This window comes from Rhizobium sp. Leaf311 (assembly GCF_001423445.1).
In the GTDB taxonomy this organism is placed as follows: Bacteria; Pseudomonadota; Alphaproteobacteria; order Rhizobiales; family Rhizobiaceae; genus Agrobacterium.
In genome coordinates this window covers 174,746-198,465 of the sequence record NZ_LMNZ01000008.1, presented here as the reverse complement: position 1 = coordinate 198,465, position 23,720 = coordinate 174,746, and the positions used below count along the sequence as shown (strand labels likewise).

General features: G+C 58.0%; 17 protein-coding genes. 4 read left to right on the top strand and 13 right to left on the bottom strand.

The features are described from left to right. Nucleotides 1-14: 14 nt before the first annotated feature. From tagF to tssA, 13 genes are all read right to left on the bottom strand, one after another. Complete coding sequence (gene tagF / locus ASF69_RS12840; protein WP_062588053.1) at nt 15-1,448, bottom strand: type VI secretion system-associated protein TagF; 1,434 nt, start codon at nt 1,446-1,448, stop codon at nt 15-17. An 80-nt stretch (nt 1,449-1,528) separates the two neighbouring features. Further along, a complete protein-coding gene (gene tssM / locus ASF69_RS12835) occupies nt 1,529-5,017 on the bottom strand; it encodes a type VI secretion system membrane subunit TssM (RefSeq protein ID WP_062588052.1) in 3,489 nt (1,162 codons plus the stop codon). Beyond that, a complete protein-coding gene (gene tssL / locus ASF69_RS12830) occupies nt 5,014-6,531 on the bottom strand; it encodes a type VI secretion system protein TssL, long form (RefSeq protein ID WP_062588050.1) in 1,518 nt (505 codons plus the stop codon). Before tssL ends, tssM begins: the two co-directional genes overlap by 4 nt. Continuing rightward, nucleotides 6,528-7,868, bottom strand: a complete 1,341-nt coding sequence (tssK, locus tag ASF69_RS12825) for a type VI secretion system baseplate subunit TssK (RefSeq protein ID WP_062588047.1) — start codon at nt 7,866-7,868, stop codon at nt 6,528-6,530. The genes tssL and tssK overlap by 4 nt, the downstream gene beginning before the upstream one ends. Further along, on the bottom strand, nt 7,858-9,060 hold the full coding sequence (locus ASF69_RS12820) for an FHA domain-containing protein (protein ID WP_062588045.1): 1,203 nt from the start codon (nt 9,058-9,060) through the stop codon (nt 7,858-7,860). The genes tssK and ASF69_RS12820 overlap by 11 nt, the downstream gene beginning before the upstream one ends. Nucleotides 9,061-9,070: 10 nt before the next feature. After that, nucleotides 9,071-10,075: a type VI secretion system baseplate subunit TssG gene (gene tssG, locus ASF69_RS12815; RefSeq protein ID WP_062588044.1), complete on the bottom strand. Its 1,005-nt coding sequence runs from the start codon at nt 10,073-10,075 to the stop codon at nt 9,071-9,073. Nucleotides 10,076-10,085: 10 nt separating this feature from the next. Continuing rightward, nucleotides 10,086-11,870, bottom strand: coding sequence for a type VI secretion system baseplate subunit TssF (tssF, locus tag ASF69_RS12810; protein ID WP_062588043.1), 1,785 nt, complete (start codon nt 11,868-11,870; stop codon nt 10,086-10,088). Next, on the bottom strand, nt 11,863-12,372 hold the full coding sequence (gene tssE, locus ASF69_RS12805; protein WP_062588041.1) for a type VI secretion system baseplate subunit TssE: 510 nt from the start codon (nt 12,370-12,372) through the stop codon (nt 11,863-11,865). The genes tssF and tssE overlap by 8 nt, the downstream gene beginning before the upstream one ends. Beyond that, nucleotides 12,365-13,189 (bottom strand): type VI secretion system accessory protein TagJ, encoded by an 825-nt coding sequence (locus tag ASF69_RS12800; RefSeq protein ID WP_062588039.1) that lies wholly within the window; start codon nt 13,187-13,189, stop codon nt 12,365-12,367. The genes tssE and ASF69_RS12800 overlap by 8 nt, the downstream gene beginning before the upstream one ends. Beyond that, nucleotides 13,186-14,577 (bottom strand): type VI secretion system contractile sheath large subunit, encoded by a 1,392-nt coding sequence (gene tssC, locus ASF69_RS12795; protein WP_062588037.1) that lies wholly within the window; start codon nt 14,575-14,577, stop codon nt 13,186-13,188. The genes ASF69_RS12800 and tssC (ASF69_RS12795) overlap by 4 nt, the downstream gene beginning before the upstream one ends. Before the next feature lie 55 nt (nt 14,578-14,632). After that, entirely contained in the window at nt 14,633-16,114 is a 1,482-nt protein-coding gene (tssC, locus tag ASF69_RS12790) for a type VI secretion system contractile sheath large subunit (protein ID WP_062588035.1), read from the bottom strand. A gap of 93 nt (nt 16,115-16,207) precedes the next feature. Continuing rightward, nucleotides 16,208-16,717, bottom strand: a complete 510-nt coding sequence (gene tssB / locus ASF69_RS12785; protein ID WP_062588033.1) for a type VI secretion system contractile sheath small subunit — start codon at nt 16,715-16,717, stop codon at nt 16,208-16,210. A gap of 66 nt (nt 16,718-16,783) precedes the next feature. Beyond that, on the bottom strand, nt 16,784-17,842 hold the full coding sequence (gene tssA, locus ASF69_RS12780) for a type VI secretion system protein TssA (protein WP_244475466.1): 1,059 nt from the start codon (nt 17,840-17,842) through the stop codon (nt 16,784-16,786). A gap of 219 nt (nt 17,843-18,061) precedes the next feature. Here tssA and tssH point away from each other — a divergent pair, with 219 nt between their 5' ends. The 4 genes from tssH to tssI all read left to right on the top strand — a co-directional run. Next, nucleotides 18,062-20,722: a type VI secretion system ATPase TssH gene (gene tssH / locus ASF69_RS12775; RefSeq protein ID WP_062588031.1), complete on the top strand. Its 2,661-nt coding sequence runs from the start codon at nt 18,062-18,064 to the stop codon at nt 20,720-20,722. A 60-nt stretch (nt 20,723-20,782) separates the two neighbouring features. Continuing rightward, nucleotides 20,783-21,259, top strand: coding sequence for an Hcp family type VI secretion system effector (locus tag ASF69_RS12770; RefSeq protein ID WP_042619944.1), 477 nt, complete (start codon nt 20,783-20,785; stop codon nt 21,257-21,259). 132 nt (nt 21,260-21,391) lie between these two features. Further along, nucleotides 21,392-21,892: a hypothetical protein gene (locus ASF69_RS12765; RefSeq protein ID WP_062588029.1), complete on the top strand. Its 501-nt coding sequence runs from the start codon at nt 21,392-21,394 to the stop codon at nt 21,890-21,892. Between the two features lie 107 nt (nt 21,893-21,999). Further along, a partial coding sequence (gene tssI / locus ASF69_RS12760) for a type VI secretion system tip protein TssI/VgrG (RefSeq protein ID WP_244475465.1) occupies nt 22,000-23,720 on the top strand: 1,721 nt, incomplete at its 3' end.

The window sequence follows — 23,720 nt, the reverse complement described above, 5'->3', positions numbered from 1 at the left end:
GCTCTTTGTCGCCGCTATCCAAGCCTGGTGCCTATGACGATCGCACTGATGTTATCGCGGGCATTTTCGATCAGTGCCTCCTGCATCAACGCATTGGCACAATCGCCGAGTGGTGTTTCCTGCAAGATTTCGGCCACGACGCGCTCCTGCAGTGCCTGTAACAGCGGGTAACTGCACAAAAGCAGCCTGTCATCATGCTTCCATTGGTCGGAGAAAGTGCCTGGTCGGAATTGCTGCGATATGCCAATGCACTGCGCCAGCTGTTTCTTCATGCCGACGGTCACGTGGTCACGCGTCAGCGGATGCATGGTGCCATCGCGCATGAGGTAGGCACGGGCATCGCCAGACCAGACGACACTCATGGTCTCCCCGACAATCGCGGCGGCAACGACGCTTGCCATGGGCCTGGAAAGATCGGTGGCGAATTGACGCGAAAACAGCAGGCTATTGACGGTGCCGAGTTTGGCCCTGATGTCCTGCGTCATGATCTCCGCGCGGTCGGTGTCACCAATTTCCGTCAAGGCATTGGTTGTCAGCCGGGCTGCCTCGACAGCCGATGCCGCATCGCCCACGCCGTCCGCGATGGCAAACAGGGCAGGCGCTTTAGAAACAAACAGTGCATCGGCATTGGTTGTCAGGCGTGTTCCGGCGTGTGTCGCATAGCTATAAACGGTCTCTCCCTGTTTCACCTTTTCAACCGGGATGGGCTGTGGAGCAGATGCCGCTTTTTGGCTGGTTGCCTCGGGGGCTGGGCGGGCGTCACGGCTGCGTGTCGGGTTCTCGGCTTTCTGAGGTGTCGGAGGTTTTTCCGGCTCCACCTGTTCGCGAAACAGCTTCACGAAGTCTGTCGCCGCCGGTTTGCCCTCGAATTTCATCCCGCGCGGACGGCGGCTGTCTGCGTCTATATACCACCAAAGGCTCGTTGGAGTGGTGACGGGAACCGCTCGAACGTCAAGCTCGTCATCCTCACCCCTTGGCTTTGGCATGCGCAACCTCTTGATGGCCGAAGTGAAGCGCGCCATCTCGAAGTCGAGCGTCATCGATGTTTCCGCCAGAGCTTCGGCTGCCATGAACCACGTATCGTCAAGATAAAGCGTTCGTGGGTGGTGGCGAAAATCCGGCAGCTGCGCCAGCACGATAAGAGGATATTTGCGCCCGACCCGATCCTTGCTTGGCAGCAGGACGCCCGCATAGGCACTTCTGCCCCAGATGCCGCGTTCGATGATGAAGCGCAAGGGAGGGGAATTTGAAAAAACCGCGCTCCAGCGATCGGCAAAGACATCCGCGCAGGCGTGCATACCGGATCGCAGCCACGTATCGAAAGCTTCTAGTAGCTCACGGTCCAGCCCTTCGGAAACAAAATCTCCGTGGCTTGGAATTTTCCCGTAAAAGCCGATGCGATCATTTTCGATCGCGGTTTTTACGGGATTTGTCGTTGGGTTGGCCATTAGCGGCACGATCCGGCTTTGCTCTGCCGGTGCATGGTTTTTGTCATCATCCCCTCCTTCTGCGTGCGGGTTGCGCTGCTTCAGAACTGAGCCGGGCAGGCAAATTTGGACAGGGCATCGAGCTTGAACGGGTTTAGAACCGATCCGAATTGTATATCGAACTCAGCGCTCTGCCCGCTATTTTCAAACTTCGCCCGCAACAAGTCACCCGACTGATTTTGGATTTGCGCGTCGTCAAGCAGGCGGAAAGGCGACCAGTCGCCATTTTCCGTTTTTGCCTGCTGCCATCCGCCCGGTTGAAACGCTATCCGTGAAAGATTGGCGGAATTGCTTTCAGACGGCCAGGTTATCGACTTTGCCTGGATCGGCCCGTGATAATAGACCACGCGTTCCCCCTCTATTTCCAGCATGACTGCACTGGAGCTATCGGTGAGCGACACCGGCTTGACGTTGATCGAGACCGCCGGAACCTCGCTTCCATTCGGGAAAAATGCCCGGAAGATCTTGTCGGCGTTTTCGAACTGCGCAATGGCATCGCTTGGAATACCGGCAGTCCCGAAGGTGCCTTTCCAGCTCCATGGCGTTGTCGTCTTGTCGACAAAAGGCTCCATTCTTTGCTTGAAGAAGGACTGGAACGTCCCGGTCGGTCCAAAAAGGCGCGTGAAATCTGCCATCGCCACATCGCGCGGTGAAGCCCGGTCAAATGGGTAACGCCCGGAGACGATGGTGGAGCAAAGCGATGCGCCTTCGGCGACCCACAGGTCTGCGATGCGGCTGCGTGCGGATTTAACCGCGAGCGATCCGACATCAGCCGCAAGCCCCGCAATCCACACGTCAAGCGGGCCCGGAAGCTGGCGGGCCTGTTGCAGCAGGTCCTGATTGGCCTTGGTGAGCTGACTGTCAACATCAAAGACTTTGGCAACCTCGTCGGATGTCGTCGAGGAGCGGGCCAACTGCTCGTGAAGCGTCTTGATGTTGGCAAGCAACTGCTCGGAGGGTGATCCCGATCTCGCATCCGACGCTTGCCCATTGGCAGGCGTCTGAGCTTTCTCGGGGCCCTTGTCCGCCAGCATTTCCCGCAAACGGGCGTATGGATCGGCAGCATCGACCGTTGCCGAAAGTATGGCTGACGTGGCGTCTCCGTCTGAGGTCGATGCCAGTGTCGTCAGGCTTGCCCCGGCGTTGGGGCGCAGATCCGTTGCCTCGGCTATCGATCGTGCCGCCTCTATAATGATGTTGCGATCATTCGCCAGGATACGCGTTGTCTCCACCGCGTCTCCCAGGCTTTGCGATGGCTTGATACGAATATCCGAAAGAAGGTCGTTCCAGCGTTTTTCGAACCGGTCGAAATAGATTTCCAGCGCGGCCTGTGCCACCGTTTCGACGGTCGCACCCTTCATGGCGTCGTCCGAGCCGCGCACCCACGCCTCGGACAGTGCAATGCGCGATGCGTAGGCGACCTGGGGAATAACGACACTGCGATATCCATTCGCCGTGAATAGTCCCTCTATTCCATCCACCATCGGCGCCTTGCTTTCGCGCTCCACGGCACGCGCACCGAGGGCGCCGAACGCCGCCGACGGGTCCCATTCGGCAAGTCCGCGTGACTGCGGCAGACCGGCAAGAATATCATAGGCGCGCGTCCCGATTGCCTGATTGCGGATGGTGCTGCGCGCCTTGTCGATCAGCCGTGCATCCAGCTCTATCGGTGCCAGCAACCCGTTGGAAAGAGCGAGAACGTGCCGGTTCAGCGCATCGCGGGCAGCCGCTCTGCCGTCGCCTGGATAGAGCGATGCGAACATGTCGCGTGATTGTACCGCCAGGAAATCCCGGTCGAGCGTACCAAGACCACCCAGCATCCCGTAAAGCTTCAGGGAGTTGAAGGTTCGGGTAACATCGTTCTGGTCTTCCAGCTGTTTTTGCAGCTGCACGATCATTCGAGGCAACAGAAGTGCGTTCAGCGCACGTTGATAAGCATCGCGTTGTCTGCCCGCGATTTTCTCCTGCTGGTCCAGCCCGAACCCGACCTTCCATATCCTGCCGTTTTCAAAGCCGGAATTGACGTCGCGCAGATTATCGAGCGCGGGGAGAATGCGCAGGAAATCGGCGTCCGAAACGTTTCGAACGGGTATTCCCTGCACAAGTTGCTGGTATGCATTCAGCTTTCGGTCTGCCTCGGCCAGCGCCTGCGTGTTGGAGAAATAGGTCGATATCCAGCCGGTAAAGACGATGGCAACCAGCACGGCGGCCATGCCATAGGCTATGCGCCGAACAAGAAGCTGGCGACCGGACAGGCGTTTGTCGCGCATGACCAAGGCGGCTTCCGGGAAGATGACTTCCTTGAACAGGCGGGTCAGGAAGTAGCTGCGACGCGCACGCGGTGCTGCGCTGCCGGCCTCTGCCTGTGTGCCGGAGGCCAGATAGACACCGCGCAGCAGAGGCGCTTCGACAAGCTGCGAACTTGCGCAAAGTTCGGTCAGCGCCTCGTAAAGCCTGTCTTTCAGCTTCGCCAGTTCGGCCGGGAAGCGGAAGATGCGGCCGCGGATTTCGGCGTTCTGTTCCTGCTGCAGTCGCTCGATGAGCATCGCATCGACCCGCTGCTGCAGCAATTCGAATTCTTCGAGAAAGCGTTGGGGCAGGTCCTGTGCGGAATAGCTTTCGTCCAGCTTGAAAGTCGTGCCCCAGACCTGATTGCGGTCGGTCTTGTTGAAGCCGTCGAAGAACTCGACGAAACCATCGAGCAGATCGGCTTTTGTCAGCACAACGTAGACAGGAACGCGTGCGTGAAGATATTCATCCAGTTCGGACATGCGCTGGCGGATGGACCGGAGTTCCTGACGCTGTTCCTCCGGGTCCCGACTTAAAAGGTCAGGCGTTGAGAGCGTGACCAGCGCGCCGTTGATCGGCTGGGAGCGACGATAGCGGCGCAGGAGATTGAGAAATCCTTCCCAACCCGCTTTGGATGCGCCGTTGAGGTCGTCCTGCGTGGTGTATCTGCCAGCGGTATCAATGAGAATTGCCTCATCCGTGAACCACCAATTGCAGTTGCGGGTGCCGCCAATTCCTTTGACCGCGCTCTCTCCCAGAGCATCGCCAAGCGGGAACTGCAGGCCGGAATTGGTAAGCGCCGTAGTCTTGCCGGAGCCGGGAGCGCCGAAAATGACGTACCATGGCAGGTCGTAAATATAGCAGAAGCGTTTTTTGGTCACACGACGTAGAAGCGCCAACGCCTCTTTCAGCCGGGTCTGGATTTCACCAACCTCGGCCTGGCGGTTGACCAGTGCTTCCTGCTCGATGCTGTCGACAAGTTCCTTGTCCTGCCGGCGCGCCCGGTAGAGGGTGACAGCAATATAGACAAGCCAGATGAGGAGGATGACGCCGATGGCAATCAGCCGCGCCTGCGTCGTTCCAAAGGGTTTGAAGGTGCCGAAGCTGACGAGGTAGCCGTAGAACCAGATTACCACGCAAAGCGCGACCGCCCACAGCAGCGAAATGAAACGCCTTCCGATCAGCGAGGCGTAGCTGTCGACATAGGACCTGATCGTGTAAAAATAACTCAGCGGGTTCATTGCTGGGTCTCTCCTGATGGCTGACCGGTCGTGTTTGTTACGGCGGGCGCTAGAATGCCCGCGTCGCTGAGCTTCTCGTCAGGATTCGTCAGGACCATGATTTCCGTTCGACGGTTCTTTTCCCGCCCTTCAGGCGTGCTGTTGTCAGCAATCGGATCGCTGTCAGCACGGCCTTCGGTCAAGATGGCTTCCGGCCCGGTGAACATCGACAGAAGATCGCCGACTGCCTTGGCGCGCGCCTCGGAAAGGTGCCAGTTGGATGGGAACTCGACCGTCTTGATGGGAATGTTATCGGTATAGCCGATGACGACCGCGCGGAAATTTTCAGCCGCCAAGGCGCCGCCGATGCGCTGAATCAGGTCACGAAATTGCGGGCTGACCTGCGCACTGCCAACTTCAAACAGACCGGAATTGTTGATCCTGACGCGCAAGCGACCATTCACATTCGCGAGCGTCACGAGGTTTCGCTGTACCTCCGGCTGAAGAAACGTCAGCAGATTGTCGAGCCGCGTCGGTTTTGGTGGGGCGACCGGCCTGGGTGGTTCTGCCGCGACAACGGGCTTTTGCTCCACAACCGGTTCTCCCGGCGGCGGTGGTGGTGGCGCTGCGATGAGCACGCTTGGCGTTTCGTTGGGCGGTAGCGACGCAAGGCGCTCGAACGTCGCGTCGGATGCGTTGTTGAGCGTCAGAGTGAAGAACAGATAGCCGAAGGCAAAGGCGAGAGCGATCAGCGACAGGAGCGTCCAAAGGGCAGCCATGGTGCGCAGCGGCGTATGCCGCGCCTCGACGCCCTTCCAGTGCGGAGAAAGTTCGCGCTCGAAGACGCCATATTGGCCGATCAACGTCTTGTAGAGGCTGTCGCGGATGCGGGATAGTTCAAGAGCGCCCTTGGCGGATACCCGTGTTCGACCCTCGAATGCCAGAGACAGGCAAAGATAGATGAGGAGCAACAGATCCTTGTTTGCTCCCGGCGACTGGTGAAAGTGGTCGAGAATATCGAAGACCCTGTCGCCGCCGGTTACGTCATTGTGGAAGGTGGAGACGAGGCCGGATCTCGCCCATCCGGCACGCACACCCCAAGGCTTGCTCAGTATGACGTCATCAACGGTCGCGCACACCACGTAATGCGCGGCTCTCGCACGTTCCGGGCTGATGCGGGCGGAACCGAGATCCCGCTCGTAGCGGGTGATGGCCTCCATGCAGGCCCGTCGCAAATGGTCCGGATCAGGCTGGGCATCGCTGAAGCGCAGGACATGGGCAAGGTTTAGAAGCGGCGCAGCAGACTGCACCAGCGTTGGCACTTCTTCCCCACCGAACCGGAAGTTCGAGAGCAGGGCGTCGATTGGCAGCCCGCCATCGCCGCGCTGCTCGCGGCCCGACGTCTGGTCGGTGTCGATGATATCATCCAGTATCGCCGCCATATTGCGGGCATTCTGGTTTCGTTTGCGGCTCTCATCGGTGATTTCCACCACCGTCGGGAGATCCTGCCATGAAGAGGGCGTGTCATTGCTCATTCGCGTAATGCCCACATTTCCATCTCAAGGCCGGGAAACTCACCGGCGAGATGCAGCGCGATTGCGCCGGAGGTTTCGAGCTGCTTCCAGAGAGGTGTCTTGGTATCGATTTCGAAATATATCGTGCCGGAACGATAGGGCAGCTGGCGCGGAAGAACCGGGAGTGAACGCACCGGTATGCCCGGAAGTGCAACATTGACCAGTTCCGAAATCCTCTCCACCGGACCGATCTTGATCTGCGCTGGCAGCCTGCGGCGGATATCCTCGGCAGACATATCTGCCCGAACGGCCAGAACGAAACCTGCATCGCGCAAAAGGGTGCGGTCGTTGATGGTGCCCACGCGCACACCATGGCGGCGCTCCACAAGCTCGATTGCCACCGCGGCCTGTTCCAGAACGGCAGATAGCGAGGTGCGCAGGTCATCGAATACCGCTGCGAAACTGGCTTTCAGATCGTCATGGCGATAGGGCGGGAAATCGGTGGCACGCTTGCGCTCGGTGGTGAATGTCGCAAGCTCGCCCGCCAGCTGGATGCACTCCTCGTAAAACCGGATAGGGTGAAAACGGGTGGCGTTGGCGGACAGATGGGAGAGCAGCGGATCGGCACGGTTGAGAATCTGTAGAAGGAAGTAGTCGCCCACCTCCGCCGTTCCGCGAATTGTCGGATCACCGATACGCTCTGAAATCGCCTGAGCCCTGTGCCTGACGATACCAAGCAGTTCGGTCAGGAGTTCGCTTAACCGTGAAGATGCAGCGCAGTTGAGCGACGGTGGTATGAAGTCCGGATCGAGGATGACGGCGCGATCAGACCGCACTTCAACCACCCGAGCCAGGCCTATGAGATCATATCCGGAAAGATCATCGCCCGTTTTCAGAAACTTCAGGCTCAAGCGACCAACCTCGATGGGTGCGACGAAGTCCGTATCGACATTGGCATCGGTCGCCTCATAGGTGGTGGCGACCACCCGAACGCTGTTGACCTCGGCCTTGCCGCTTGCAGACATGTCGGCCTTGCCCGGTTGGCGGGCCGGGAGAGCGAGGTAGACAATCGCGTTCTTGACGCTCTCATCCAGATCCAGCGGCGGCGGCAGATCTGTGTCCTCAGGGGCCTCGAAGGGCGTCCCATCCGGCAGGATGCCGCGCAGGTTTGACAGGGCGAATTGCCCGATTGCGAGCGCGCTTCGGTCTATCCCGATTTCCGCGACACCCCAGGGGTATGGCGAGAGATTGCGCGTCGTATTGCGCACAAGTCGTTCCGTCCAGCGGTCCGACTGCTGAAAATGTTGGACACGAAGGAACATGCCTTCGCTCCAGGCGACACGGTTTTCATGCCTCATCTTGGTTGCTTACCCCCTTGGTGTCTATGTTGCGTGCACTGGTTGCTTCGTCCGGTGCGGCGTCTCCGCGCGCTGCCTGTTGAAGAAACTCGCGGACCGATAATTGTCGGCCCTCCACGTCGAATTGGCTTTTGAATGTCGACCAGTAATCGGTCCTTGAAACCACCTGGCGCCATTCCCTGCGGGCGATCTTGCTTCGCCAGTCGTTCTGCGCATCGGCCCTCGCTTCGATCAGTCTGGGCTCAAGCCTCTGCGTGCAGGTGCGGATCAGGGTTTCAAGCGATGACGCAAGAAGTCGCTGTTGGCGGATGATATTCTCAAGACGTGCCCTGTCGCTTGTTGCGCCGGGCTCGCTTCCCAAAGCTGCACTGTCTATATCGAGAACGGCGAGGCATTCCGCCGCTTCCTTTTCCAGCTGAAGCAACAGGTCGTCGAGCGGATCATGGGCCGCCGCGCTGACAAAGGCCTCCGGTGCCTCTTGCGGGGCCTCGGTCGGACTTGTGAAGACCGCATCGAAGTCCTCGACTGGCGGCTTCCTTGCCGGGCGAGACACCAGCACGGGGATATTCATCGCGTCGGTATGTTCGTGCTTGCTGCTCTCTACCGGCTCCTCGTTCCAGTCGTTCGGAAGGACGGTGCCGATGCCATCGGTGGAGGGCGGTTCATTCCAGCCAACGTCCACATTTCGGGAAATTGTCTTTGCCTTTTTGCCCGACTGGCTGGGAGTAGCCGTAGGCCAATCGTCATTGGACGCACCAGCGGCGACCGGTCCGCGAGAGGATCTGCCTCCGGGTGCAATATCCGAGAGGATTGCTGAGATCGTCATCGTTTCATCGCTGATGCGAAGCGACGGGTCGGGATCGCCGAAATCCACCTCGGCCTCACCGGTGATGATAACTTCGAAGGTGCGGGTGCCGATGCCTATCCTGGAGCCGCTTTGAAGGCGGGTGGTTTCTCCTTCCAGTAGAAGCCTTCCGTCCACTTGCGTGCCGTTGGCACTGCGGTCCACGATGAAGAAACCGGCACGGTCCTTGGTAATGGTGCAGTGCTGCTTGGAAACCCGCCGCGCGTCATCATTCACCTGCCAGTCGCTGTCGGTTGAACGGCCGATAACGCGGCTTCCCTGTTCGAGGGTCCACTGGGTGGGCTTTGCTCCACCGTTTGTTTGTGTGTCCTTCAGCACAAGTTTCATGATGCCGCCCTCACGTCGAAACCGCCGAGCCTTCGCGCTCGGTCACGATTGCGTCCATGCTGTCCCTCGCGGCGGGGGCCACGCGCGCCCAGCTGTTCCATCCCAGCCGCGCTGGAGATTCGTCCTGCCCCAGCCGACAAAAGGGAATGTCTTCTTTTCGCAGGATGACCTGAACGTCGAAATTGAAGCCGCTGCCGACAAAGAGGCGCGTTGCGGCAAAGATTTCCGCCAGACGTTTCGAGCCCGGTGTGAGCGCCAGATAGTCGGCATAACCGACAGGGCCGAGGACGATGCGAAACCGGGTGCTGAAATCCTCTACGGCGCTACCGGCTGTCACATTCCGGCCAAGGAGCAGGCCACCGGGCTGGCCGAGCTGACTTTGCTCGTGCACCGGCAAAGGTACCCAGCGTTTGCAGAATTGCTCGACCGTGACAGGCAGGCCGGTGAATTCCTGTAGCATCGATGTCAATGCCGTTGCATTGCGGTTGCGGTTGGCCAGCAGCCCGCTGAAGCGCAGGAGAACATCTTCCCTGACGCCAGCTTTCTCCGCCAGCCCCCCGGTCCCGAAACCTGTGAGTGAAAGCAGGGTATTGCGAAAGGCGTTGTTTTCGCGGGTCTGGGTCCAGCGAAGACCCCGGGCCAACCGGTATTTTTCTGTTGCTGACACAAAGAGTTCGCTGAAGCGGGCGGCAAACAGGTTGAAGAAGCTTGTCAGCGCCCTCGATCGGTTTCGCTCTTCACGCTGTTGCAACTCGGAATAGCTTGGGGGCAAAGAGCCAAGCGGGCCGACGATTGGCGCGAAGGCAGACCGTAGCTCAAGCGCCCCGTTTCTGGTCCTGTACCCGCTAATGGCAATCGGAGTCGGGCGAGCGCCATTGTGCGAGCCGATGGTCAGCTCATCATGGGATGCCAAATGCTGCGCAACCCGAAAGGCCGTGGTGGGCTCGAAACTGCCCGGATCGCTCGCCAGACGCTCCGCCTGCTGTTTTTCCATATCAATCGCCTCACGCTGCATCGGCGGCCTCCTACAGCAGAGGCCGGTCTGCCGCACGGGCAGGCCAACTGGCGAGAGGTTCGGAATGGCCGCGCATGGTTGCGGTCAGGCGGGTGAAGCTGTTGATCGAGGTGTAGAGCCCGAAGAAATGGTTGAGAACGCTGGCGAAGATATAGGCCGCGGGCCGGTCGATCATTGCCGGGTCGAACTCCAGCGTAATATCGGTTCCGGGAACCATGGCAGAACCAATTCTCGCATGGGAGTTGCGTGCTTCAACCGATGTTATGGCTTCCACCAGTTGCCGCGTTTCCGGCGTGTCGCGAAATGCGTAGAGCGAGAGGATATCTTTCAGCGGCGCGCCACCATTGTCGAAGAGGGAGAGGTGGTTGAGCAGCAAATGCGAAACCAACCGCCATTCCCGCGCGGAACGTTCATTCATCCGCACAGCGGGCGTCGGTGGCATAAGCGCCTGGAGGGAGCCAACAGCTTCGTTGCCCGAGGAAAGCTGGAGGAAGGGATGCCCGCCCCCGAATGGAAGCTGGCTCGGCAGTTCGCGGTTGATGCAAAGCGTATCGACGCTTGCGACAACGTCGAGTGGGCCGAGTGGACCGCGCTGCTGATCGATAAAGGCAATGTCGGTGTCGGAGGAGCCGTCATCATCATCGAAGCGGCGATAGGTCTGCCAAAAGACGTTGGAGCCGTTGCTGCGCTGGGTGCGACCGAAGAAGGGTGACGTCTTCTCGATCTGGCCGGAGCGGGTGGTCAGCTGGACATTCTCGACGCCGTAGATTTCGCGGGTGCGCTGCCGTCTCGCATCGGGCAGCAAGCGATACTCGGTGCGCGTCCCATCAAGGCTCAGCGGCTCGCAGCTCTGTTTGAAGAGGTTGATGACCGGAGACGCGTTAAGGACCAAATCATTTGCCGAGACCATCCGCTCCAGACGCGAATCCGCAGCGTCCAGATAGATGTAAAGTTCGCAATCGCCACCTGTCCACTTCTCCAGGCCGCCGATTTCAAAACTGAGAAACTTCTGCGGAAGGGCAAAGAACTCCGTCAGCAACCGGTACCCGTCGAAGCTGTTGGCGGGGTAGGGCAACATCGCCTCCTCCTTCGAAAAACCGGACGGCTTTAGGCAGGAGGGCGGGAGAAACACCGCATTACGGTCTTCGGAATGTTGCGCGAGCGCGATGCTGATGCAGTGATTGGTCAGCAATTCATGCAAAGCTGTTGCCTGCTGCCATCCCGATGAAATGAAAACCTGCAGCGCGTTCAGGCCCATCTCACTAAAACTTGTGGGGCGGGGTGAGGTCGTACGCAGCGACAGTCGAAGGCAGGAGGCAGCACCCGCCGACGTGGGTGAAAAAGGCGCATCGATTGGCTGGCTTGCAAGTGCAGCCGCTGAAATGGCCAGCGGGACGATCTCTACATGCTGCGTGGTTCGAAACCGGCAGCTTTCTCCACCGATAGGCTCTGCGATAATTTCGCTGTGCCTTGGCAGGGTCTGGACAGTTGCCAGAGCCGGGCTCGGCGCGAAATGCACAACGCTCATCGAGGGCAGGGGCGCGAGATAATGAGGATAGAGCGTTTCGAGCAGACTGTCGGAAAGCTCCGGAAACTCGTCGTCCAGTTTCTGGCGAACGCGGGCTGCGGAATAGGCAAAGCTCTGTATCAATCGCTCGACATGCGGATCGTCGGCAACATCTCCGGTCATCCGCAGCCTGCCCGCAATCTTTGGGAAGGCGGAAGCAAAGCGGGACGCACGCTTTCTCAGTGCGAAAAGTTCGTCATTGTATTTCTCAAGGAAACCTTCAGCCATGACCTGCCTCCACAAGGAAGCGTTGCGTCGATGGATCGATCTTCGACTCGAAACTGATGGGTGGCATTCCCTCATGCAGACGGAAGCTTGCATTGATGCGCATCCGCAATGCCCGGTCGCCGTCCGTGCGATTTTTCATGATCGTCACGCTGACATCCGACAGGCGCGTCTCAAACATCGAGATGCGTTTTTCTATCGTCTGAGCCAGCCGCGCCTTGGATGCATCCGTCACGAGGTTTGCCGAAAGAATGCCGTCCACGCCGTAGCTCACCAGCGCGTCCGTCAACTCTTTGAGGATAGCGGGTGGACCTGCCGGATTACGCCTCGTGTTGAGAAGGGACTCCAGATCGCGGCGAATGACCTCACGCATTTCCCGAACCTGATCCGAAAGGCTTGCAGGAGGATCGTTTTCCATATCGGGCGCGTCGTCTAGCAGCCGGTCGAGCACCGAGCGGGCCAGGGTTCTCTGCTTTGGGCGATATTGTTCCAGCGGATCAACCAAGGGCAGACTGCCTTTCGACCTTGGATGCTGCAGCCGCCATGCTGGAAATCTCATGGAACGGCATAAGGTCGTCGCCGATCAGAAGGCAGCGCTGTCCCGCACCTGTCACCAGAGCTGTGTCCTCGCTCCAGAGCGTTTCCCGCCCCAGCAGCAAAGGCGTGCTGGTGTTTTTGCCATGATAGATCGCTGGCAGCAGGACTGAGGCTATAGCACCATCGCGAAGCGTCAATTCCGCCTGCCGATATGCAAGGTCGCGTGGTCGGCTCATGGGCTCTATCGCCACGCTTTCTATGCGATCATAATCGATCCAGAGATATTTGCCGCCATTTGTCAGCACTTCGAGCGCATGGGGCACCCGGTCATCGAGATCGCGGATATATCCCGGCGCTCCACTGTTGACTGAGAGTGAGATTTCCGCGCGCCGCTCGTCCAGCTCCGCAAGCGCTGTGCGCGCTGCCTCCACGTCACCATCGCGGGCGGCGATATTTGCCTTTATGGCAAGCTGGTCGAGTTCTGATGGACCGTGTGTAAAATCGGGAACGGCACCGGTTTCGAACCACGCATTGCGCGCTGCCATGGCGCGCAGGTGGTGGCGGAACAGCGAGAAGCCGACGGCATCCTGCGGCGCGAATGTCGAGGCGACATTGCACTGGGCGTCCGCCTTCTCAAAATCACCTGCCAGCACCAGAAGGTCGATGTAGAGATACCGCCCCTCCTTCTCGGAGGGATTTTTCTTCACCTGATCTTTCGCTTCGCCGATGGCATCATCCAAGCGGTCATCGTCGAGCAGGCGGGCAACATTGTCTCGGAGTGTCATGCGGGTATCCTTTGTGGCTCCGCCGACCGTGCAGTCGATGCGGTCGGTGTCGTCGTTTCGGCGATGAGGTGAAAGCTGGTGGAGACATCATCCAGCTGGAAATGCGGTTGCAGCCGGACGGTACAGGAGAAACTTCCAGGTTTGCCGGGTATCTCGTAGACTTTGATACCGGCAGAACGCAGCGGGTAGCGCGTGCGAAGCGCAGCGTCGGCGTCGTCGTTGCCGAGGGTATAGGATGACAGCCAGGTCTCCAGCTTCCGTTCGATGGTCAAGGCGTCGCTCAGCTGGCCTATGTCATCGCGCATGATGACCTTGAGGTAATGCGAGAAGCGCGCAGCGCAGAGCACATATTGGAGCATGGCCGCCAGACGTGCGTTCTGACGGGCGCTTTCCTTGGAATAGTGGCCGGGCGCGTGAAGCGACTGATTGGCGTTGAAAATCGCCATGCTCGAAAGATAGGTCGTCGATACCGGCACGATGCCGAGATCCGAAAATTGCTGCTCCTGACCCATGGTCAGCTGCATTTCCACCGGAGGCTGGGCAGAAAGGCCCTGGCTTTCGATGCCGAGATCCAGCGGCGGCAATTGTGAGGAAGACAGCATTCCGCCATCGACTTCATCCTGCGTCACACCGCGAATGTCCGCGAACCATCCTGAATCGATGAAATTTCTGATGACGACGGACGCGAAGGCAAAAGCAGGGTTGCCCCACAGCAGCGTGTCCCCTTTTTCGCCAATATGTTCTCTGAAGGGAAACGGGTCTTCGCGCCTGCGTGAAAATGGCTTGTGGGGAGAACGCAGCAGGATACGCGGAGCGACGAGACCGATGAAACGGCTATCATCACGGGCGCGCAGGGCATTCCAGCGAAGGCGGGATTTTTCCTGCTTCAGCCAAGAGAAATCATGGACGCGTGAAAGCTCCGAAAAATCTTCGAGCCCGACGGTGGATGGTGCGGCGCCGGCAATGAACGGGCAGAATGCCGCTGCTGCGACCATGCCGATCTGCGACAGCGTGGTGATGGCGTCCACGCCGTCCACATCGTCGGGTGAAAAACTGTAGTCGCCAACCATCATGCCGATGGGTTCGCCACCTGGCATTCCGAATTCGCGGTTATAGACAATCTCGAAAAGATGACTCTGGTCGAAATCGGTGGCTCTTTCCATGCTGCGGGCAAGTTCACGCCAGCTGGCATTCAGGAGCTTGATCTTGACCTCCGGGCTGCGGCTGGCTTCACGCACCACCATCGCAAGGCCGCGCCATCTCGCTTCCATCGCCTTGAACTCGGCATGGTGGAGGATGGCATTGACCTGCCGGTTCAGCGCATCATCGATGAGAGCGATGAGCTGATCGGCCGGACTGCGAATGTCCGAAACGGACCTTTGCGGCATGAATGGGCTCCGGGCAAGAAGGCTGGGAAGGGGGCAGAACGCCCCCTCCGCTTGATCAGTTCTTGGTTGGAATACGAGCAACCATGCGCAAAGACGTGGTGAGCTCTTCCATCTGCAGCCACGGACGCATCCAGGCAACGGCATTGTAGGCGCCGGGCTTGCCAGGAATTTCCTGAACCGTGACCTTGGCATCGCGCAGCGGATATTTTGCCCGCGATTCTTCGCCCGCTTCGTCATTTGCGTTCACGTAGTTGGAAATCCAGCGGTTTAGCCAGACTTCGCAATCCGAAGCCTCCATGAAGGAACCGATCTTGTCGCGACCCATCACTTTCAGATAATGAGCGAACCGCGATGTCGCCATCATGTAAGGCAGGCGGGCAGAAACAGCGGCATTCGCGGTTGCTTCCGGGCGATCGTAGAGCCTCGGCTTGTGCGCTGTCTGTGCACCGAAGAAAACGGCATAGTCCGTGTTCTTGTAGTGGCAAAGCGGCAGGAAGCCCAACTTGCCAAGCTCGGCGTCACGACGGTCGGTAATGCCGACTTCTGTTGGGCACTTCAGGTCCAGGTCGCCATCGTCGCTGGAGAAGACATGCATCGGCAGGTTTTCGACCTTGCCACCATTTTCCGCCCCGCGAATGGCCGTGCACCAGCCATATTTGGCAAAAGCATCGGTTAGTTTCGTGCCCATGACATAGGCCGCATTCATCCAGCAATACTGGTCGTGCGGCAGGTCGCCATTTGGCGAACCGTTGGTTTCGTCATAGGCAAACTCATCAACCGGGTTTGTCTTCGGACCATATGGCATTCTGGAAAGAACGCGGGGCAGGGCAAGCGTAACGAAACGGGAATCGTCGCTCTCGCGGAAACTACGCCATTTTGCGTATTCCACCGTGTCGAAAATCTTTTCGAGATCGCGGGGGCGTGCAAGATCGCGGTAATCGTCGAAGCCGAACATACGTGGGCTTGCGGCCGAGATGAACGGCGCAAATGCAGCCGCGGCAATTGACGAAGCGCCCTGCAGAAGCTGGACATCATCGAACGAGTTGTCGAATTCATAGTCACCGATGATCGCACCCATCGGCTCGCCGCCAGGGGTTCCGAACTCGTCTTCGTAGATGGATTTGAACAGACGAGACTGGTCGAATTCAACGGCTTTCTCCAGATCGCGGCCCAATTCCCGTTTCGAAGCATTGAGAACGCGAATCTTGAGATTGACGCTGGTTTCGGAATTCTTGACGAGATAGTTGAGGCCGCGCCACGTGCCCTCGAGCTTCGTAAATTCGGGCGATTGCATGATTGCGGCCAGCTGGCCTGAAATGGCCTTGTCAATTTCGGCAATTGCCTGATTGAGCGTGACGGTCAGGTTGCGGTCGTATTTGACCGTTCCTTTCAGCGCCTGGTCGGTCAGCGTGCGCAACAGGTTCTGGGCGCGGTCCGGTTCAGTCTGGCGTGTGGCAGCGACAACCTTGGACAGCAGACCGCCATCCTGCTCGGTTGTTGTCTGTGCTTCATTCTTCAGCAGGCTCTCAGCGCTCATTTTTCAATCCTTCCAAATGCGGCATCTTGGCCGCTAGAACAGGTGAAGCCCCGTGCGCCGGGGCCGTTCAAAGACGAATTTCTGCGCGCAAGATTATTGCGAAGCGCCATTTTTCTCTTTCAACTCGGACACCAGCTTGCCGAGGTCGGTCTTGTTCTGAAGGATATCTTCGAGGAGCCGCTCAAGGTCTTCCGAACGGTCTGCCTTCGACAGAAGGTCACGCAGTTCGTTGCGCGCATCGAGCAGGGATTTCAGAGCCGGAACCTGATCCACCACTGAGGCCGGGAGAAAATCATCCATGCTCTCGAACTTCAGGCTGACCTGAATGTCGGTGCCGTCATTCTGCAGGGTGTTGGGCACCGCGATGTTCAGCCCCGGTGTCATGCGGCGCATGACCTCGTCGAAATTGTCTCGATCAATCTGAACGAATTTGCGTTCGCCAAACGGCTTCAAAGGCTGCGTCGGGTTGCCCGAGAAATCACCGAGAACGCCAACGACAAAGGGAAGCTCCTTGACGACCATCGCACCTTCGGTTTCGACTTCGTATTTGATGTGGACGCGGGGTTTGCGAACCCGTTCCAGCTTCTCGTGTACACTTGCCATTAAAACCTCCTTGATGCCCCCGGGGCATTGCTGACTAAAGTGAGGGAAAATGCCCCCGTAGTTTCGTTATTTTCCGGTATTCTCGCCGTTCGGTTTGATACCCGCCGCTGTGAGCACGGCGTTGCGTGCCTGCGCCTCGGGTAAAAGCTCTGCGAGCAGTTCTGAAAAATCCATGCGCCCCCTGCGAACCAGCGTTTCAATGGCCAGCGAGATTGGAGAATGCGGCTCCATCCGGCGGAAGTAACGCGCAACTGCAAGAAGAGTTTCAAACGCTTCGTCACGCGAAGCGATTTCTTCTGGATTTTTTACGACTGTTTTTTGAACCGTTGGCTGTGCTACGTCGCTACCCTCGTTCGCTATCCGTGCAATCTCCCCGGATTGTGCGGGGCTCTCGTCCCGCCCGCCGAGTGCTCTGATCGCCGCTGCCACCTCAATCAAAATATTCCGGATATTAGAGCTTGCAGGTGCATTTGGCCCGCATTTCTGCGACAGCAGCGACGTGATGTCGTCGAATAGTGAGAGGCAGGCGTTGACGTCGGCCAGATGCGCAGACATGGCCGCCACACCCGCTTCGGAAGCCGCATTGTAGAGCTCTTCCTTGCGTTTCGTTTCGGACGATCGCTGCGCCAGCTGAAAATCCCAAAGCGTGTTTTCACCAAATTTCCCACCGGGAATGAGAGAGCTCAGACGCAGCGGCTGGATGAGTGTTCCTTCGCTGCCAATGCCGTTCAAGCCAGCAAAGGGTGCAAATCTTTCGTCGTCATCTTCGTCGCTGATCGAGTGAATTGAATCCCACTGGTTGTAAAATATATCATGTGTAACGCGGTAAACTTCTCGCAGCCCGGGAAAGCCTTTCAAACGTAGTTCTGCTTCAGCAAGCCATGCTAATATTTCGATATCGCGGCTTTCCGAATATATAATATGCAATCCGAGATTGCTGACCACGGTCCAATTGTTGGAAACACGTAGAACTTCTTGTGGTGAGACAGTACGTTCTTCAGCTCTTGCTTGGTTACGCTCATCCTTAATTTTATAATATAGTTCACGTGTTCTTTGGTTTGTGCGAATATTTTCTCCGCAGTCACCAAGATATTCTATTGAAGCAATGTCTTTTGTGAGTTCCAAAGCGAGTTTATCCCTCATAAAGCGTGTTGGTGAAGTGTCTGTTACTTCCGTTACGTAAGGTTATTCACTAACCAGACTTATGGAAAATGAGGCATAATTGTGGCGACTTGCTTTTAAACTCGTCAAATAAAAAAGCAACTTTTGGCTGGACAAGATAGTTTTAGCAACCTAACTATGCCACGTCACGTTGTGGAATGATCCAAACCGGAGGCTCGCTGCATGTCGCAAATCGATCTCAATCGCCTGGTGGAAGCGCTTGAGCCTGAGCTGCGTGTCTCCCTGGAGGAGGCTGCATCCATCGCAGCGAGGCGTGGACACCAGTTTGTAGATATTTCTCACTGGTTGTGTGCAGTTGTGGAAACTGGCAGCCATGCTGACATTCTCAAGCAACTTCAGATACCTCTCGACAAATTTCACGCCGAGATCGACCGCGCGCTTGATGAGGCGGCAGTAGGAGACGGCGAGGCTCTGGCGCTTTCCCAGAACGTGCTGACCGCAGGTCGTGAGGCCTGGTTGCTGGCTTCCCTCCAAGATGGTCACCCAAGGATTTCCTTGCTCCATCTTTTGCTTTCACTGGACGAAGAAGCGTCACTACGCAGCATGGTTCGCGCCGCATTTCCCTCCCTGAAACTCATGGATCGCGGTGCTCTCGAGCGGTTGCGAAGCGAAATCGGCGCACAATCTGTAGAAAATGGGAACGACCTCGTCACTGCCGCTAAGGGCAAGGACCAGAACGATTTCTTGCGGCTCTATACGCAGGACATGACAGGGGACGCACGCGCTGGAAAGCTCGATCCTGTCATCGGCCGTGACGACGAGTTGCGTCAGATGGTGGATATCCTGACTCGTCGGCGTCAGAACAATCCCATCCTGGTGGGTGAGGCGGGTGTCGGCAAGACGGCGGTGGCCGAGGCGCTGGCGCTTGAAATTGTGTCAGGCAATGTGCCGGAAAAATTGAGATCCGTTCGGCTCTTAAGCCTCGATCTTTCGCTTCTGCAGGCTGGCGCGGGGGTCAAGGGCGAGTTCGAACGGCGTCTGCACGGCGTGATCGACGCGGTCAAACGTTCAGCCGACCCGATCATCCTTTTTATCGATGAAGCCCACGGTCTCGTAGGTGCCGGTGGCGCGAGCGGCCAGGGTGACGCCGCCAATATTCTCAAGCCGGCTCTTGCCAGAGGTGAAGTCCGCACCGTCGCTGCAACTACGTGGAGCGAATATAAAAAATACTTCGAGAAAGACGCTGCGCTGACCCGGCGGTTTCAGCCGGTGCACGTGCGTGAGCCCGATGAGGCAACAGCAATTCGGATGTTGCGCGGCGTAGCCGATAGTTTCGTTGAGCACCACGGCGTAACCATTCGCGACGAGGCTATAGTCGCAGCTGTTCAGCTTTCCGCTCGCTACATGCCTTCGCGGCAACTGCCGGACAAGGCGGTCAGTCTTCTCGATACGGCATCTGCGGCCGTTTCCCTCGCCCGCCAGACCTTGCCCGAAAAGCTGCGTTCGATGGAAAATGAGCGTAGATTGCTGACCACAGAGCTTGATTGGCTGGTGCGCGAACCTTCCAGTGAAGAGCAGACTGCCCGTGTCGATGCCATCAAGACTGAAATGGGAAATCTGGATACGGCCATCGAGGGACTTCGCGCACGTTATGACGCCGAGATTAACGCACTTGCCGAGCAAGAAAATGGCAAGGCTCAATCGTCGGAGGCCCCACGCGGCAAGAAGCGGAAGCCGCTGGCCATTGCTCCGGATAACAGCGACGAGAAACTGGTCCCGACCGTTGTTGACCGCGAGATGATAGCGGCGGTTGTCTCACGCTGGACTGGCATTCCGCTCGGCAAGCTTCTGGCCGACCAGATCGAAAGCGCGAAGTCGCTCGATCATCGCATGAAGCAGAGAGTGATCGGACAAGACTGGGCGATCGACCGCATTGCCGATGCCATGCGTGCCGCCCGCGCAGGCCTCTCCGACCCGCGCCGTCCACCTGCCGTATTCCTGCTGGTTGGCATGTCCGGCACGGGAAAGACGGAAACTGCTCTTTCGCTGGCGGATTTGCTTTACGGCGGCAACAGCCATCTGACCACGATCAACATGTCTGAGTTCAAGGAAGAGCATAAGGTTTCGCTGCTCCTCGGTTCGCCACCCGGCTACGTTGGATATGGCGAAGGCGGCGTTTTGACGGAAGCTGTCCGCCGCCGACCGTTTGGCGTCCTGTTGCTTGACGAAATCGATAAGGCCCATCCTGGCGTGCAGGATATATTTTATCAGGTTTTCGACAAGGGCATGTTGAAGGACGGCGAGGGCCGCGACATCGACTTCAAGAACACCACCATTTTCATGACTGCCAACACGGGATCCGAACTTCTGACGGCGCTGGCCGCAGATCCGGACACGATGCCCGATGCCGAGGCTTTGGAAGCTATGTTGATGCCGGAGCTGACGAAGCAGTTCAAGCCAGCATTTTTGGGTCGGACGGTGATCCTCCCCTTCATGCCTCTTGGTGCGGAACAGCTCTCGCGCATCGTGGATATGCAGATCGCGAAAGTCAGCGAGCGCGTCCATGACGCCTATGGCACGGAACTGGTTCTTTCCGATGCTGCGCGGCAGGCGCTGGTTGGCCGCGCAGGGTCTAGCGAAATTGGCGCACGCGCCATCGAAATCATGATCGGCAGGGATCTGTTGCCGCCACTCTCCAGCTTTTTTCTCGAGAAGGTCATTGCTGGCGAAAAGGTGAAAAACATCACGGTCGATTTTGATGAACGCGGTTTCGGCACTCGTGTCGGAGCGGCTGGGGAGACTGACGAATTCGCAGCAGCCGCCAAGGGTGCCGTGGATAAGGTTGCCGCGTCGGATGGGGTGTCCCGACGCATGCGGCAGTAGTGGAAAGGCAAACACGGCCTCGGAGCAAGAGGTCTTTCATCAGCTACAGGAGCTTACAGTATGCCAATTTATTTGCAGATCGACGGTATTCAGGGTGACGCGACCCATGAGGAACACCGCAAATGGATGGATATCGAGGCGATTCATTGGAATGTTTCGCGCAACATGAACACGTCTGCGGGTTCTGCTGCAAACCGTGAAGCCTCCGAACCGACTATTTCGGAAGTCATTCTGACGAAGGTAAGCGACTCGTCCTCCACCAAGCTCTTCAGCGAGGCGTGCTCCGGCCGCCAGGGCAAGCTTGCCACCATTCACCTCGTTACCACGGGTGATCCAGGCAACACCTACATCCAGTACCTGCTGACGAACACGTTGATCGCCAGCTATTCTGTCGACTCCAGTGGCGACCGCCCGGTTGAGACAATCAAGCTCAACTTCACCAAGATGGAAGTCAAGTACACGCCAGCTGACGAGAACAACACGCAGCAGGCTCCAATGATCGCCTCCTACGATCTTGCCACCACCAAGGCTGGCTAACAGGCTTCATCCGGCGCCTCTTTATAGGGGCGCCGGAGTTCATTCCTCGCATATCGGCCACCGGCCAATCGGGAATGCCTTTAGTCAAAAATTTTGCCCCTCAGTGTGGCTTGTTACTGGGAGAAATTACCGATGCCCAATTTTGCTGTCTCTACCGGTTCATTTACCGTACGCCCGGTGCGGGAAGATGAGGTCGTTCCCGTCAAACGCATGGGGCGTGGGCCTGACCTGTCCTATTTGACGCAGGCGGATGGCCCACGACAACTCAATTCCCGCATGGCTGTTGGCGGGGCCGTCGCTGCCGTCTTCAGCCAGATATCCGGCGGGGTGAACGAATACTCCCTGTCAGTCTGGCTGAAAAAATGGCTGAAGGCGAATGATGCCAAGATCAAGCAGGCCATGCTTGAGAAGGGACACTCCGCATTTGCGGTGCAGGTCAATTACGCGGTTGGAAATTCTTTCGGCAACCAGATGTTCATGTCTCGAGACATCTACCTACTCGGCACGGCCCCATCCGCGAAAGAGATCGGCACGGTCCTCACGCCTGAGCTGATGTTCGGCCCCAAGATCGATGACGTCCCCAACAATGCGACGAAATTCAAATACGCATACCTCGTCGGTGAGCGTCTCTAGTCGACAATTGAGCGACAGAACCAATGCGAGCTTGATGCAAACAATGACGGAGAAATCCGTGACTGTCGTTCAACTTTGCATTTCAGTGCGGTAGCGAAAGATAGACCATGACCGAGCAGCCATCGTCATCCGATTTCATTCAGGCCAGCCGCGTTTTGAAGGTCAAGTCTCCGTTGGGCGAAGACCAATTGCTACCCGAGCGGATGGTGATCAATGAAGGCGTCTCTCAGCTCTTTGAAATACAGCTGAGCGTCCGCGCCAAGAAGGAGGCGGTGAAGCCGGAAGAACTGATCGGACGTCTGGTCGATGTGTCAATTGAGGTGAGCCAAGGCGACGGCGAAGAGGGCAGCGGCATCCGCCGCCCCTTCAATGGCTTGGTGACCGATCTTCATGAAGGCCCACCGATTACCCGCGGCCTGCGCTCCTACGCCATGACCATCCGCCCGCAGATGTGGCTTCTATCGCGCCGCTCAGACTGCCGCATCTGGATGGACAAGACATCGGTCGATATCGTTGAAACGCTGTTTTCCGAGCATGGCATTCCGGCGCCGGATACATCGGGCATCATCAAGGTTCCACCACCGCAGCACTACAGCGTCCAGTTCAACGAGACGGACTTGGACTATCTGGTACGCCGTTTCGAAGAAGACGGACTGTTCTACTGGTTTAGCCACGAAGACGGTTCTCACAAGCTGCATGTGGCCGATACCGCCAATGGCTGGCTCGGACCCTCGCCTTCAGCGCAGGGTGAAGGCAAGGTGAGATTGGCACAGGGTTCTTCGGATCGCAACCACATCAATGACTGGGCTCGCCGCTTTTCCTATGTGTCGGGCCAGCGCGCCGGTGCCGACTGGAACTTCGAGACACCGGGCATGGTGCCCAGCAATATGACACCTTCGCTGGTGCAGATGCCGGATGCCACCAAGCGTGAGCTTTATGAGTACCCAGCCCGTATCAAGACCGTGGAAGAGGCAGAGCGCGCCCAAAAGCTGCGAGCCCAGTCCATTGAGGCGGATCATGACCGCGTCTTCGGCGGATCGACGTCTCGCATTCTCGAAGCCGGTCGCCGCTTCACACCTTACGAAGTGGCCCATCCCGAACACGAATACGAAGAGCATGTGATCATCAAGGCGAGCCACACCATTGTGGACCGTTCCTACGAGACCAACAGCAACGAACCGGAATACCGCAACACCTTCGAGGCCATCCCCGCCCGCGTTCCGCTCACTCCGCACCGCACCACCAAGCGCCCGAAGATCGAGGGCACGCAGGTGGCCATCGTGGCGGGTCCCGAAGGCGAAGAAATCCACCCCGATCAATATGGCCGCATCAAGCTGTGGTTCCCGTGGGACCGCAAGGCCAAGAAGGATGGCACGGATACCTGCTGGGTGCGAGTTAGTCAGGCATGGGGTGGCGGCACGTGGGGTGCGCAGGTCATTCCGCGCATCGGCATGGAGGTGATGGTCGCCTTTGTGGACGGTGATCCAGACAGACCGCTGGTGACAGGTGTCGTGAATAACCCGAAAAATTCGGTGCCCTACGACCTTCCCGCCAACAAGACCCGCATGGTTTTGCGCTCCAATACCCATAAGGGCGATGGCTTCAACGAAATCACGTTTGAGGACGAAGCAGGCAAGGAGAACCAGTTCTTCCATGCCCAGAAGGACCAGACGACGCGTGTTCTGAACGACCGTACCAAACGCGTCGACCGACACGAGGTGGCCTCCGTCGGTGGCAACCGCGCCGTTGAAGTGTCTGGCAACCAGAAGCATGAGATCGGCGGATCGGTGAACACCGTCGTCGGTGGCACAGGGCCGATGGCCATGAT

Excerpts from the sequence above, each read along its gene's own strand:
- tssC (WP_062588037.1), bottom strand. The coding sequence starts at position 14,577 with ATGCCGCAAAGGTCCGTTTCGGACATTCGCAGTCCGGCCGATCAGCTC.
- tagF (WP_062588053.1), bottom strand. The coding sequence starts at position 1,448 with ATGGCCAACCCAACGACAAATCCCGTAAAAACCGCGATCGAAAATGAT.
- tssM (WP_062588052.1), bottom strand. The coding sequence starts at position 5,017 with ATGAACCCGCTGAGTTATTTTTACACGATCAGGTCCTATGTCGACAGC.
- tssK (WP_062588047.1), bottom strand. The coding sequence starts at position 7,868 with ATGAGGCATGAAAACCGTGTCGCCTGGAGCGAAGGCATGTTCCTTCGT.
- tssG (WP_062588044.1), bottom strand. The coding sequence starts at position 10,075 with ATGCAGCGTGAGGCGATTGATATGGAAAAACAGCAGGCGGAGCGTCTG.
- tssL (WP_062588050.1), bottom strand. The coding sequence starts at position 6,531 with ATGAGCAATGACACGCCCTCTTCATGGCAGGATCTCCCGACGGTGGTG.
- tssH (WP_062588031.1), top strand. The coding sequence starts at position 18,062 with ATGTCGCAAATCGATCTCAATCGCCTGGTGGAAGCGCTTGAGCCTGAG.
- tssC (WP_062588035.1), bottom strand. The coding sequence starts at position 16,114 with ATGAGCGCTGAGAGCCTGCTGAAGAATGAAGCACAGACAACAACCGAG.
- tssF (WP_062588043.1), bottom strand. The coding sequence starts at position 11,870 with ATGGCTGAAGGTTTCCTTGAGAAATACAATGACGAACTTTTCGCACTG.
- tssB (WP_062588033.1), bottom strand. The coding sequence starts at position 16,717 with ATGGCAAGTGTACACGAGAAGCTGGAACGGGTTCGCAAACCCCGCGTC.
- ASF69_RS12820 (WP_062588045.1), bottom strand. The coding sequence starts at position 9,060 with ATGAAACTTGTGCTGAAGGACACACAAACAAACGGTGGAGCAAAGCCC.
- ASF69_RS12770 (WP_042619944.1), top strand. The coding sequence starts at position 20,783 with ATGCCAATTTATTTGCAGATCGACGGTATTCAGGGTGACGCGACCCAT.
- ASF69_RS12765 (WP_062588029.1), top strand. The coding sequence starts at position 21,392 with ATGCCCAATTTTGCTGTCTCTACCGGTTCATTTACCGTACGCCCGGTG.
- ASF69_RS12800 (WP_062588039.1), bottom strand. The coding sequence starts at position 13,189 with ATGACACTCCGAGACAATGTTGCCCGCCTGCTCGACGATGACCGCTTG.